This window comes from Nocardia terrae (assembly GCF_009760405.1).
GTDB classification, from domain to species: domain Bacteria; phylum Actinomycetota; class Actinomycetes; order Mycobacteriales; family Mycobacteriaceae; genus Nocardia; species Nocardia terrae.
This window is the reverse complement of the sequence record NZ_WRPP01000010.1, coordinates 42879-55105: the sequence shown is the minus strand read 5'-3', so window position 1 is coordinate 55105 and position 12227 is coordinate 42879. Positions and strand designations below refer to the sequence as shown.

Here is a 12227-nt window from a genome sequence, read left to right as displayed (position 1 = left end):
AGACACCGGCAATCCCGGACAGTTCGGCAACCGACCGGACACGGTCGAGCAGGCGAGCAAAGGCGGCAAAGCCAGCACTGGCAGCTTCGGGGACAAGAACGCAGCCGACCCACGCCGCGCGGGCGCACACAGCCATGACAACGCCCCGGGTAGGGCGCAGCCGCAGAGCATCAACGACGCCCTCGAACTGCTACTGCGACAGCACGAACAGATCAAGGCGTTGTTCGGCGAAACCTTGGACGCCTCCGAGCCCAAGGACCGGGAAGCGAAGTTCCGGCAGTTGCGGCGGCTACTGGCTGTGCACGAGACCGCCGAGGAACAGATCATCCATCCGCGCGCCCGCAAGGAGATCGAGGACGGGTCCACGGTGGTCGACGCCCGACTGAGCGAAGAGCACGAAGCCAAACAGCAACTGGCCGAGCTCGAATCCTTCGACATCGATTCACCCGAATTCGAGAAGAAGCTGGCACAGCTGCGCGAGGACGTGCTCGCGCACGCCGAACACGAAGAGCAGGAAGAGTTCTCGCAGTTGCGTGGCGAGCTGGAACCACGCCAGTTACAGGCCATGCGGCGAGCGGTGGAGATCGCCGAATCACTCGCCCCGACCCGTCCGCACCCAGGAGTCGAGTCGGTGGAGGCCAACCTGTTGGCCGGTCCCTTCGCGGCCATGCTCGACCGTGCCCGCGACGCCATCACCAAGCCGCAGGGCGCGTAATGCTCATCCAGTCCACGGGACCAGGCGCACGGCAGCGGATTTGAACGATGGCTGCTTGGAGACGGGGTCCCAATCCGTGCGAGTCAGTTCGTTGGCTGCGCGCCGATGAGTGCCGTCGGAGGTATCCCAGTAGCCGTAGTGGAACGGCACGAAAACGACGCCGGGGCGGATGTCCGTGATGCGGGCCGCGGCGATGATCTCGCCTCGCGGGGAAATCACTCGGACGCGGTCGCCGTGGACAATTCCGTTGGCGGCCGCGTCCAGTTCCGAGATCTCGGCCCATACCTCCGGGGCCGCAGCCTGCAACCGGGGCACCCGGCCGGTCTTGGTGCGCGTGTGGAAATGGTAGACGGTGCGGCCGGTGATGAGGGCGAGAGGGTAATCCGCAGAACATGATTCGGGCGCAAGCAGGTACGGCGCGGGTTCGAGCATCGCTCGGCCGTGTGGGTTGCGTTCTCGATAGGCCGCTTCTCCTGCCGGTTCGCCGGTGACCAGATCCTTGCCGTAGGTCTCACAGCTGTCCGGCGTCGCGAAGAACGCGCCGTCAGCGTAGAGACGTTCGGCTCCGTCGGGATGCGCTGAATTGCAAGGCCATTGGATGCCTTGATCGCGCAATTTGCGGTAGTCGAGGCCGGTGTAGTCACACGGGCGTCCCGCGCTGCAGTCCTGCCAGGCACGGAAGGCACCGGCCGGGTCGTCCCAGCCGGGCAAGAGTTCTCCGGACCTGTCACGCAGGTCCAGGCGGCGTGCGAAGTCGAGGAAGATCGCCAAGTCCGAACGGGCTTGCCCGGGCGGCGGCACGGCTTGCTCGGACAGGTGGACGGTGCGATCGGCGTTGGTGAACGTGCCGGTCTTCTCACCCCATCCCGCAGCGGGCAGCACCACGTCTGCCAGCTCCGTCGTCTCGGTGGGAAACAGGTCTTGCACCACGAGAAACAGGTTCTCGCCGTTGAGAATGCGACGGATGCGCGCCAATTCCGGCAGGGACACAGCGGGATTGGTGGCCGATACCCACAGCATGCGCAGATCACCCGACTCGGCCAGGTCCATCATCTGCATGACATCCGTCGGCGGCTTTCCGTGGTCGAGCTTGTCCACCTCCACGTTCCACACCCGCGCCAAATCCTCGAGGTGGGCGCGGTTGGCCCAATTCCGGAACCCGGGCAGATCGCCGTCCGCGCCGCATTCGCGCGTGTTCTGCGCGGTCGGTTGACCGTTCATCTGCAACACCCCGCAGCCGGCGCGCCCGAGCATGCCGCGCAGCAGATGAATATTGTTGACCTGCACCGCTGCTGCGGTGGCCTGATGGGCTTGATAGAAGCCCTGCAACACCGTGGACACCAGGTGATCGGCGGTGCCGATGACATTCGCCGCAAGGCGGAGTTCGTCTTCGTCGATGCCGCAGACCGCGGCGGCCCGCACCGCGGGCCAGTCCGCGACCATCTTGGCCAGCTCGTCGAAACCGATCGTGTAGGTGTCGATGTAGTCGTGATCGATCCAATCCCGCTCGATCAGTTCGTGAATCAGTCCGTTCATCAACGCGACATTGGTACCCGGCAACACCGCCAGATGGACGGTCGCGGCCGCGGCGACGGGTGTCCTGCGCGGATCGACGCAGACGAGTGCGGGCGGTTGCGGACCGGCGAGCCGATCGAGTATCCGCGACCACAACACGCTTTGAGTTTCGGCCACATTGTGGCCGTAGAGCGTGATCACATCCGCATGGTCGATATCGGTATAGGAGCCGGGTTGACCGTCGCAGCCGAAGGACTGTTTGAGGCTTTCCGCAGCGGTCGCGGTGCACAGTCGTGTATTGCCGTCGAGGTGGTTGGTCCCGATCCCCGCCCGGGCGAGCGTGGTCAGCGTGTAGTACTCCTCCAGAAACAACTGACCGCTCGTATAGAAGCCGATCGCATCCGGGCCGGGCCCGTCGAGCAGCTCCCTGGTACGTCCAACGATCCGATCCATCGCGGTGTCCCAATCCGCTTCCACAAGTTGGCCGTCCTCGCGCACCAGCGGTGTGGTCAACCGGTCCGGGGACGCGTTGGCCTGCCACCCGAACAGATCCTTCGGATCGAGCCGCCCTCGATTGACACGATCGTTCGCTCGGCCGCGCACCCCCACGATCCGGTCCCCGCGCACGGCGATGTCGAAGGCATCACCATTCGAATGCAGCACCGACGCCGAAGGCACCCAGCGGTCGACATTGTCGACTTCGACGCCCTCCGTCAAGCACAGATCGACCCGGACGGGCCACCTCGCGCCCCTCGCATAGGGCGACCGCTCGCCCCACGGATTCCGTATCCGCCGCGGCCCGGTCATTTCGCGACCGCGATCCGCGGCCCGCCCAGCAAGTCGAGCATCGTCTCCTCCTCCGCGCCGAGTACGTCAGAGCGCTACCCGCTGCGTGAGCCTTCAATCGGGACGGGGTCGTCGGCGCGTCGGTTCCGGTGGCGACGTTGGCACCGGTCCGATCGCGGCCCGAAGGTCGAATCAGCCTTCAGATCAACGGTTCTGGTGTGAGCGCTGACGCTGCTCGTCCAGTTCGGCCTCACCGCGTTCCTTCTCGGCCTGTGCCTCCTTCTTGGCGGCTTCACGCTGCGAATCGGCCTTGTCCTGCTGTGCCCGACCCTCGCCGCGCAGGTCGTCGTCTCCGAAGACAGCGCCGGCGGCTTCCTTGGCCTTGCCCTTCACACCTTCGGCAGCCCCTTCGACGCCTTCCCGGAACCCGCTCTTGTCATGCTCGGACATGGGATGTACCTCCGATATCGGAATTGATGGACGACCCGGACCTACCCGCGAGTAGCAGAGCGAAACACCCATCTGGCTACGACCGGGACCATCGAGCGGACCGCCGGTTGATCCCGGTGCAGCGGGGTATCCGGCCCCTAGCCCGCACTGCCGGTCCAATCAGGAGTCGCCATGCTCTGCTGTGTCGCCGTTCGCCGAGGTGTTCCGCCTTGGCCACAGACATCGGTGTAGTGAATGCGGTTGCGGCGCAGCAGCATCGAGGGAGTCGGCATTGTTCGACGACGACGTGGGCGGGGCTTCACCTACACCACGACCGCCGGCCACGTGGTGGATGACGAGCAGACCTTGCAGCGGATCCGGGCGCTGGCGGTTCCACCGGCGTGGCGCGCGGTGTGGATCTGCCCGTATCCCAACGGTCACATCCAGGCGGTGGGGCGCGATGCGGCGGGCCGAAAACAGTATCTCTACCACGAGCAATGGCGGCGCGAACGCGACGAGGAGAAGTTCGATCGCGTCCTCGACATGGCGACCCGGCTACCGGCCATGCGCGAACGACTGCGCACCGATCTGCGTCGCCGGGGACTCGGCGAGCATCGGGTGCTGGCCGCGGCGATCACACTGCTCGACTCGGGCGTGCTGCGCGTCGGCGGTGAGGAGTACGCCGAAACAAACGGATCGCACGGCGTCGCGACGTTGCAATGCGACCATGTCCGGATTCACGGCGAGACTATTTCGCTCGATTTCCCGGCCAAGAGCGGTATCCGATGCCGCGCCGAGGTCTGCGACGCCTTGCTGGCAAAAGCGTTGCGGGCCTTGTCGATCGACCGCGACGGCACACAGCGCCTGTTCGTTCATCGCGACGCCACCGGCCCGCACGAAATACACGCCGACGCCGTCAACGCTCGCTTCCGGGAGCTCACCGGCCCGGAGTTCAGCGTCAAGGATCTTCGCACCTGGCAGGCCACCGTGTTGGCCGCCGCCGGACTTGCGACCGTGTCCCGGCCGAACTCGGTTCGTGGCCGCAAAACCGCTGTGCGGCACGTGCTGTCGGACGTGGCCGAGCTCCTCGGCAACACTCCCGCCGTGGTGCGCGCCTCCTACGTCGATCCGCGAGTGATTCACGCCTACGAGGAGGGCGCCTCGATCGCCGCCGCCGTCCGCCGCGCGCGACGCGCCGCCACCGGCGACGCACAGCGCGACATCGTCGATCGAGCCGTCATCCGCCTGCTGCGGCATGCGGCGCATCAATCGGCGCCTACCGGGTAGCTCGTCGGTATCGCAATCGACGACAGGAGCGAGCCGTGACCAGATTCGGATACACGCTGATGACAGAGCAGAGCGGGCCCCGCGAACTCGTCGAGTACGCGATGGCCGCCGAGCGAGCCGGATTCGATTTCCTGGTCAGCAGCGATCACTTCTCCCCCTGGCTCGACGAGCAGGGCCACGCACCGCATGCGTGGACGATGCTCGGAGCAGTCGCGCAGGCCACCGAGTCGATTCCATTGATGACCTATGTGACCTGCCCGACCCTGCGCTACCACCCGGTCATCGTGGCCCAGCAAGCTGCCACCTTGCAGATCCTCTCCGGTGGCCGTTTCACCTTGGGCTTGGGCAGTGGGGAAAGCCTCAACGAACACGTGGTGGGCGCGGGCTGGCCGGGCCTGGCCGAACGCCACGAGCGTCTGGAGGAGGCGATCGGCATCATCCGTGCACTGAATTCGGGTGGGACGGTCAGTCGCCACGGGCATTGGTACCGGGTCGATTCCGCCCGCATCTGGGATCTGCCGCCGGATCCGGTCCCCATCGCCGTAGCGGTGTCCGGGGCGCATTCGGTACAACGGTTCGCCCCGCTGGCGGATGAAATGATCAGCACCGACCCCGACGAAACCGTCGTCCGTTCGTGGCGCGAGGCCCGACCCGGCAACGCCGCGACACGGGTGACCGGACAGGTACCGATGAGCTGGGATACCCACCGCGACAAGGCTGTTCAGCGCGCGCACGAACAGTTCCGGTGGTCGACCGGCGGCTGGGACGTCAACGCCAATCTGCCCACCACCGACGCCTTCGCCGCGGCGACCCGACTCGTCCGGCCCGAGGATGTCGCCGATTCGATCCCCTGCGGCCCGGATCTCGACGCGGTCGTCGAGGCCGTACGCCCCTACCGGGAGGCAGGGTTCACCGACATCGCAGTGGTGCAGGTCGGAGACGAGGCACAGCAGCGATTCCTCACCGAAGCCGCGGGACCTTTGCTGGAGAAGCTGCGGGCAGCCGACTCGTAGCTGTTTCCGCCGACCTCGCCGGGGTAGGCGGTGGGAAGAACCGACAACCCGAGGAGATCCGAATGAGCACCGTCACCGCGTCGGCCAACGTCGACGTCCCCTTGCACACCGCCTACAACCAGTGGACCCAGTTCGAAACGTTCCCGCAGTTCATGGAAGGCGTGCAACAGGTCGATCAACTCGGTCCGACCCGCACCCACTGGAAGGTCAAAATCGGTCCGGTGGAACGCGAATTCGACGCCACCATCACCGAACAACATCCCGACGAGCGCGTCGCCTGGCATTCCGACAGCGGTCCCTGCCACGCCGGTGTCGTTACCTTCCACCGCATCGACGACGACACCACCCGCGTCATCACCCAAATGGACATCGACCCCGAGGGATTCGTCGAGAATGTCGCCGACAAGACCGGCCTGCTCGACCACCGGGTGAAGGGCGATCTGCGCCGGTTCAAGGAATTCATCGAAAACCAACAGCATGAGACCGGCGCGTGGCGCGGTGACGTTCCCCGCCCCGGACAGTGAATCCCTAGCAGGACATGATCGACGGAGGAGTCGCGATGACCGGACTGACCGCACTGGCCTTGGTCTGCACATTGAAGAAGTCACCCACGCCATCGAGCAGCGATCTCATCGCGCAGCAGGTCCTCGACGAACTCGCGACTCATGACGTCAAGGGCACGACTGTGCGCTTGGTCGATTACGACCTCGCGCCCGGAATCACCGCCGACGAAGGTCCCGGGGATCAGTGGCCGATTATTCGCGAACAGATCCTGGCCGCGGACATCCTGCTGGTCTCCACCCCGACTTGGCTGGGCCACATGTCCTCGGTCGCACACCGCGCCCTGGAAAGGCTCGACGCCGAACTGTCCAACACAGATGATTCCGGGCGACCGATCCTGACCGGCAAGGTCGCCACGGTCGCCGTCGTCGGCAATGAGGATGGCGCACACAACATTTGCGCCGACCTCTTCCAGTCACTCGACGACCTCGGTTTCAGCATCCCAGCCCAGGGCTGCACCTACTGGAACGACCAGGCAATGGGCGGCACTGACTACCGCGATCTCGACGAGACCCCCTCGGCGGTCGCCGACGCCACCGCCGCCCTCGCCCGCAACGCCGCACACCTCGCCAAGCTACTGACCGAGCGCAACTATCCGGGAAACCAGGCCGTAGGCAATGCAGGGCGTTCGGTCGGGCCAACTTGTTGAGTGACGCACCGGCGAGGCCGATTTGGACGGAAAACCTTCGCTCATGCGCCACTCAACAAGGGCGAAGGGGGCGGCGGCGGTGAGTGCATTCGGCGGGTGCCGGATCGGCACGGGCGGTGGAACTTTGAGTGGCTCGCGGCGGCAGGTTCGATCACCGCGATCGGCGGCGGTGCAGGATGTTCTCCTCGCCACGCGGTATGGTCCCGACCATGACCGATGAACGACTGACCGGTCGATTATGTTGGGGTACAACGGCTTGGCTCGTGCTGTACCGAATCCGCGAAGGCTGGCGGCTCCCCGGACTCGCATCCTGATTCAACGCAGCAGGCCCGGAACCTGGTGGTTCCGGGCCTGTTGCTCAGCCCGCCAGCGCGGGTAGCCGTGCGCTGCCGAAGCGCAGGGCGGGATCCTCGATCGGGCCCTTGCGCAGGCGCGTGAGGTCCGACGCGTAGGTCATCGTCACCGTCCATGGGCCCGACGTGCCCTGCTTGGGTAGGGCGCCGGCCGCGCGCTGGACGTAGCCGGCGTGGAAGTCCAGCAGTGGGCGACGCTCGACGGTCTCGTCCGCGACCGGCTCGACGGTGTCGTAGCCGCGCTCGTCCATCAGGGCCAGCATCCGGCACAGGTGCTCGCACACCAGATCCAGCTTCAGCGTCCACGACGAGTTGGTGTAGCCGATGGCGTAGCCGAAGTTGGGCACGCCGCTGAGCATCATGCCCTTGAACGCCAGCGTCTCCCCCACGTCGATGGGCGCGCCGTCCTTGCTCAATCGAATTCCGCCGAAGGGCAACAACTTCAGGCCGGTGGCGGTCACGATGATGTCCGCCTCGAGCTGCTTGCCGGACTTCAACGCGATGCCGTGCTCGGTGAACCGTTCGATGTGATCGGTCACCACGTCGGCCTTGCCCTGGCGAATGACCTTGAACAGGTCACCGTCGCGCACCGCGCACAGCCGCTCGTCCCACGGGTTGTAGCCCGGCTTGAAGTGCACGTCGACGTCGAATCCGCGCGGCAGCAGCGCCTTGTTCACCTCGCGGATGATGCGGCGCGCCACGGCCGGATGCCGTTGGCTCACTTCCCAGATCAGGCGCTGCCGGGCGATGTTGAGCCGGCGGGTGGCCCAGTACGCGGTGTGATCGGGCAGCAGTTTGCGCAGGGCGATGGCGACATAGTCCTTGCCGGGCAACGGGATCGCGTAGGTCGGTGAGCGCTGCAGCATGGTGACGTGCGCGGCGTCGGCGGCCATGGCGGGCACCAGCGTCATCGCGGTCGCGCCGCTGCCGATCACCACCACGCGACGGCCGCGATAGTCGAGATCCTCGGGCCAGAACTGCGGGTGCACGATCTGTCCGGTGAAGGTCTCCTGGCCTTCGAAGTGCGGTGCGTGGCCTTCCTCGTAGGAGTAGTAACCCGCTGCGCTGAACAGGAATTGGCAGGTCATCTCCTCGATGCGGCCGGTGGCGACCTGCTGCACCCGCACGGTCCAGCGTCGCTGCTCGGTCGAGAAGTCCGCGCTGAGCACCTTGTGCCCGAAGCGGATGTGCGGCATGAGCGCGTCCTCGGCGACGGCCTCGTCGAGGTAGTCGAGGATCTCCTGGCCGTCGGCGATCGCGTAATCCTTTGTCCACGGCTTGAATTCGAAGGCGTAGGTGTGCAGGTCGGAGTCCGAGCGGATGCCGGGGTAGCGGAACAGGTCCCAGGTGCCGCCGATGCGGTCGCGGGCGTCCAGGAGCACGAAGGACTTGCCCGGCAACAGCTTCTTCAGATAATGGCCCATGCCGATGCCGGAGAGCCCGGCTCCGACGACCAGCACATCCACATGTGTCGCCCGACTCTTCCGAGACCCCGTCTTCGGCTGGCTGCTCATCGTACGGTCCTTCTTTCCTTCGAGCTGAAATGGTCCGAGCGGGCCGCGCATTCGAGGCCCGGCCAGGTGGTGAACTTGACCCGCGGGCGATCGGTCGCGGCACCGAGCGCGGATTCGGCGGCGTCGATGGCCCGCCATCCCGCCATGCCGGTCGCGTGCGGGGCACGGCGGGCGAGGATCGCATCGAACATGCGTCGCGTACCGCCCGGCGTGGGCAACAGGCCGCGCTCGAGATCGTCGAGCAGTGCGGCCACCGTTTGCTCGGCGCACACCTTGTTGGTGCCGATATAGCCGGACGGGCCGCGTTTGGCCCAGCCCGCCACGTACACGCCCGGCCGCACCCGGCCGTTCTCGTGCGGGATGATGCCCGCGACCTCGTCGAAGGGCAGACCGGGCAGCGGCCGCGCCCGGTGCCCGATCGCGTGGAGCACCAGGCCGGTATCGATGACCTCGGTGTCGACACCCGATTCCGCACGAGTGCAGTAGATTTCGATGCCGTTGACCCGGTCCGATCCGGTCAGGCGCACCGGTGCGGCATGGAACTTCAGCACGATCCGGCGGGCCGCGCCCGTGCCCGGCCGGGCCGCCAGTTCGGCCAGCAGCGCGGTCTTGGCGTCGACCGCTTCGATCGGAACGCCGCCGTTGTCGACGCACACATCGACATCGGGCAGTCCGGCCAGGCCGATCAGTTCGGCGATGGTGCAGGCCGCCGATTCCGGCCCGCGCCGGCTCAACACCACCACCTCGCGAATCTCGCTGGCGCGCAATGCCTCGAGCGCATGGTCGGCAATGTCGGTGTGTGCCAGACGGTCCGGGTCCGCGGTGAGGATGCGGGCGAGGTCCAGAGCGACATTGCCGTTGCCCACCACCACCGCCCGCGCGGTGGCGAACGAGGCGGGTGCGGTGACGTGATCGGGATGGCCGTTGTACCAGGCCACCAGATCCGAGGCGGGCACACTGCCGGGCAGCTGCTCACCCTCGATGCCCAGAGCCTTCGGAGTCGGCGCGCCGACCGCGTAGACGACCGCATGGTAGTGGTCGGCCAGCTCGCCGTGGGACACGTCCACGCCGACCTCCACGCCCAGGTGATAGGTGAAGCCCGGCTGACCCTCGATCGCGCCGAACAGCCGGGCGATTCCCTTGACCGCCTGGTGATCCGGAGCCACACCGGACCGCACAAGTCCGTAAGGCGTTGGCAGACGGTCGAATACGTCCACCGAAACCCCGACATTCGTGAGCAGCTCATCGGCGGCGAACAGTCCGGCGGGACCGGCTCCGACCACCGCGACCCTGATCGGGCCGTGCGGGGCCAGCTTCCGTTTCGGCGGCACGATCGCGAGCGGCGTGCGGTCGGCGTGCGGATTTTCCTCGTAATAGGCCGCGTTGAGCTCGAGGAACGGCAACTCCGCCGGGGTCAGCGTGGTGTGCGGGACGATCGCGTCCACCGAGCAGGCGGTGGCGCAGTTGCCGCAATCCACGCAGGTGCGCGGGTCCACGTACAGCATCTCGGCGGTGGCGAAACCCGGTTCGCCCGGTGCGGGATGGATGCAGTTGACCGGGCAGGCAATGACACAGGAGGCGTCGTTGCAGCACGGCTGGGTGACGACGTAGGGCATCTCAGGCCGCCGGCCGCTGAGCGGGCTCGCTGCGGAAGCGCGAGGACGGGCCGTCGATGCCGAGCAGTTTCCACACGCGCGCCGAGATCGGGTTCATCAGCCGGGCGTCCTCGGCGAGACCCCGGACGTCGGCGAAGACGTCGTGCAGTTGCTGCCTGGAATCGGGAATATCCCAGAAGGCCTCGCGGATAACGCTTCTCGGGATGTCCAGCGCGGCGGTCATCTCCTTCGGCGGGATGACGATCACGTCGCACAGCACTCGCATGATGATCGGGAAGGCGAGCGACAGGAACGCCCGGCGCGCGGGCGGGAAGCTCGCCACCGTCTCGCGCAGGTACCGGTGGGCGAAGGAGATGTGCCGGGCCTCCTCGGCAACGTGGATCTGCATGATCCGCTCGATCAGCGGGTGCAGCGCGATTCCCGAACGCAGATACGCCTTCTGGATGTGATCGATCGGCTCCTCACCCGCCAGCACCCCGGTCCAGAACAGCTCCGGCACCAGCTTGCCCGCCAGGGAGACGAACGGCCCCGCATGCCGGAACCACCGCCGCGCCCCGGGCACGTCGGCCCCGGACCGGTTGACGAACTCCTGGAACATCTGCGTGTGATGGCATTCCTCGGTCGCCTCGTGCGTCACGTACCGGAACTCCGGCCTGCCATTGGGCATATCCATGACGAACGCCATGATCCCGCCGATCAGGATCTCTTCGAAGGTGCGCCCGACCTTGCAGACATTGGCCTGCCGCCAGATCCCGATCTCGATCTGCCGTTCCAACGGCAGGGCCAGATACCAGGGATGCCTGCCCAGCGGATCCACCGCGGGCAGCACCCAGCGCGGATCACCACGATCGATCACGTAGTCGGGATTGTCCCAGTCGATATCGGTGAAGGCATCGAAATGAACGCTCACCGACGCCGCGGACAGGGTCCGCACGGCCTCGTCGAATGTCTGTGTCGCGGTCATGTCACTCCAGATAATCCGGCGGCCGAATGGGCCGCATTTATGTGTTACCGAGAGTTGCACCTTCTTCTATCGGGGCCAACACGCCGAAGGGCACACACTTTCGGGCCTTTCGGCCCTGATCGATAGGGACCATCCCGGCCCACGGCATCCCGGAAGCCACCCGCATCTCCCCGGCGGCTCTTCACCGATCAGAGATCGGAACCAGCCGTGCCCCGCGAACGCACCGAGGTAATGGCGTTGGGGCAGTCCGGAAGGCAGGACGAGTACTCCCGCACCGAGCAGTGCGACCAGCGACGGCTCGATGTGGATGCGCCCGCGGTGGTGACCAAGGACTCCGATGATCAGGCGCAAAGCCCGTTTGTAATCGATTGCGCGACACGAACACTCGAAGAATGACCATGAAAGACGAAACTCCCCGCGCCGCAACCGAACACCGGATCCCGTCCGTGACGGCCGGAACCCTGCAGGTGGCTGCGGGCGTCACGATTGCGGCACTGCTGGCCGCCGGACCTGTTCTCGGGAGCTGGGCCGTAGGCGTTCTCACCGGCATCGCCGCCGCCGTGCTCGCCACACAGGGCATCGCGACGCTGACATGGCCCGGGCGGCCGAAGCATGACTGGATGACGGTGACGGCCATCGTCGCCGACGGCGCTGTCGTGCTGGCGGCCATGGTCGTGCTCGGAATGCACTGGCGGCAGACAACTCTCGCCGGAGGCATACTCGGACTGGGCGTGATTGTGGCGGTGTCGATTTCGGCCCTCGCGATCGCCATGGCCTCGACACTGGAATGACGACACTGGAATGACGTGGAAGACGGCAACCGAT

The 12227-nt window shown here is 66.3% G+C and carries 11 protein-coding genes; 6 read left to right on the top strand and 5 right to left on the bottom strand.

All coding sequences use genetic code 11. The annotated features are described in order from the left end of the window. Positions 1 to 169 precede the first annotated feature (169 nt). Positions 170 to 715 carry a hemerythrin domain-containing protein gene (locus GPX89_RS35995; RefSeq protein ID WP_328602731.1) on the top strand — a complete coding sequence of 182 codons (546 nt, stop codon included), beginning with the start codon at positions 170 to 172 and terminating at the stop codon, positions 713 to 715. A gap of 3 nt (positions 716 to 718) precedes the next feature. Here GPX89_RS35995 and GPX89_RS35990 read toward each other — a convergent pair whose 3' ends face one another. Both GPX89_RS35990 and mbp1 read right to left on the bottom strand, forming a co-directional pair. Further along, positions 719 to 3037 (bottom strand): molybdopterin oxidoreductase family protein, encoded by a 2319-nt coding sequence (locus GPX89_RS35990; protein ID WP_157392220.1) that lies wholly within the window; start codon positions 3035 to 3037, stop codon positions 719 to 721. A 183-nt stretch (positions 3038 to 3220) separates the two neighbouring features. Further along, on the bottom strand, positions 3221 to 3466 hold the full coding sequence (gene mbp1 / locus GPX89_RS35985; RefSeq protein WP_157392219.1) for a microaggregate-binding protein 1: 246 nt from the start codon (positions 3464 to 3466) through the stop codon (positions 3221 to 3223). A gap of 234 nt (positions 3467 to 3700) precedes the next feature. Here mbp1 and GPX89_RS35980 point away from each other — a divergent pair, with 234 nt between their 5' ends. From GPX89_RS35980 to GPX89_RS35965, 4 genes are all read left to right on the top strand, one after another. Continuing rightward, a complete protein-coding gene (locus tag GPX89_RS35980) occupies positions 3701 to 4732 on the top strand; it encodes a DNA topoisomerase IB (RefSeq protein WP_157392218.1) in 1032 nt (343 codons plus the stop codon). Between the two features lie 35 nt (positions 4733 to 4767). Next, a complete protein-coding gene (locus GPX89_RS35975; protein ID WP_328602688.1) occupies positions 4768 to 5745 on the top strand; it encodes a TIGR03557 family F420-dependent LLM class oxidoreductase in 978 nt (325 codons plus the stop codon). A 62-nt stretch (positions 5746 to 5807) separates the two neighbouring features. Beyond that, entirely contained in the window at positions 5808 to 6269 is a 462-nt protein-coding gene (locus tag GPX89_RS35970; protein ID WP_157392217.1) for an SRPBCC family protein, read from the top strand. Between the two features lie 35 nt (positions 6270 to 6304). Continuing rightward, positions 6305 to 6955: a flavodoxin family protein gene (locus tag GPX89_RS35965; protein ID WP_157392216.1), complete on the top strand. Its 651-nt coding sequence runs from the start codon at positions 6305 to 6307 to the stop codon at positions 6953 to 6955. Between the two features lie 358 nt (positions 6956 to 7313). Here the strand turns inward: GPX89_RS35965 and GPX89_RS35960 are convergent, their stop codons facing one another. The 3 genes from GPX89_RS35960 to GPX89_RS35950 are packed head-to-tail and all read right to left on the bottom strand — an operon-like array spanning position 7314 to position 11402. Further along, positions 7314 to 8822 carry a flavin-containing monooxygenase gene (locus GPX89_RS35960; protein ID WP_157392215.1) on the bottom strand — a complete coding sequence of 503 codons (1509 nt, stop codon included), beginning with the start codon at positions 8820 to 8822 and terminating at the stop codon, positions 7314 to 7316. Next, positions 8819 to 10438 carry an FAD-dependent oxidoreductase gene (locus GPX89_RS35955; protein ID WP_157392214.1) on the bottom strand — a complete coding sequence of 540 codons (1620 nt, stop codon included), beginning with the start codon at positions 10436 to 10438 and terminating at the stop codon, positions 8819 to 8821. The genes GPX89_RS35960 and GPX89_RS35955 overlap by 4 nt, the downstream gene beginning before the upstream one ends. Before the next feature lies 1 nt (position 10439). Next, positions 10440 to 11402 carry an AurF N-oxygenase family protein gene (locus GPX89_RS35950; protein WP_157392213.1) on the bottom strand — a complete coding sequence of 321 codons (963 nt, stop codon included), beginning with the start codon at positions 11400 to 11402 and terminating at the stop codon, positions 10440 to 10442. Between the two features lie 392 nt (positions 11403 to 11794). Between GPX89_RS35950 and GPX89_RS35945 the strand changes: the two genes are divergently transcribed. Next, positions 11795 to 12193 carry a hypothetical protein gene (locus tag GPX89_RS35945; RefSeq protein WP_157392212.1) on the top strand — a complete coding sequence of 133 codons (399 nt, stop codon included), beginning with the start codon at positions 11795 to 11797 and terminating at the stop codon, positions 12191 to 12193. Positions 12194 to 12227 lie beyond the last annotated feature (34 nt).

Excerpts from the sequence above, each read along its gene's own strand:
- GPX89_RS35960 (WP_157392215.1), bottom strand. The coding sequence starts at position 8,822 with ATGAGCAGCCAGCCGAAGACGGGGTCTCGGAAGAGTCGGGCGACACAT.
- GPX89_RS35945 (WP_157392212.1), top strand. The coding sequence starts at position 11,795 with ATGACCATGAAAGACGAAACTCCCCGCGCCGCAACCGAACACCGGATC.
- GPX89_RS35980 (WP_157392218.1), top strand. The coding sequence starts at position 3,701 with ATGCGGTTGCGGCGCAGCAGCATCGAGGGAGTCGGCATTGTTCGACGA.
- mbp1 (WP_157392219.1), bottom strand. The coding sequence starts at position 3,466 with ATGTCCGAGCATGACAAGAGCGGGTTCCGGGAAGGCGTCGAAGGGGCT.
- GPX89_RS35970 (WP_157392217.1), top strand. The coding sequence starts at position 5,808 with ATGAGCACCGTCACCGCGTCGGCCAACGTCGACGTCCCCTTGCACACC.
- GPX89_RS35990 (WP_157392220.1), bottom strand. The coding sequence starts at position 3,037 with ATGACCGGGCCGCGGCGGATACGGAATCCGTGGGGCGAGCGGTCGCCC.
- GPX89_RS35965 (WP_157392216.1), top strand. The coding sequence starts at position 6,305 with ATGACCGGACTGACCGCACTGGCCTTGGTCTGCACATTGAAGAAGTCA.
- GPX89_RS35950 (WP_157392213.1), bottom strand. The coding sequence starts at position 11,402 with ATGACCGCGACACAGACATTCGACGAGGCCGTGCGGACCCTGTCCGCG.
- GPX89_RS35955 (WP_157392214.1), bottom strand. The coding sequence starts at position 10,438 with ATGCCCTACGTCGTCACCCAGCCGTGCTGCAACGACGCCTCCTGTGTC.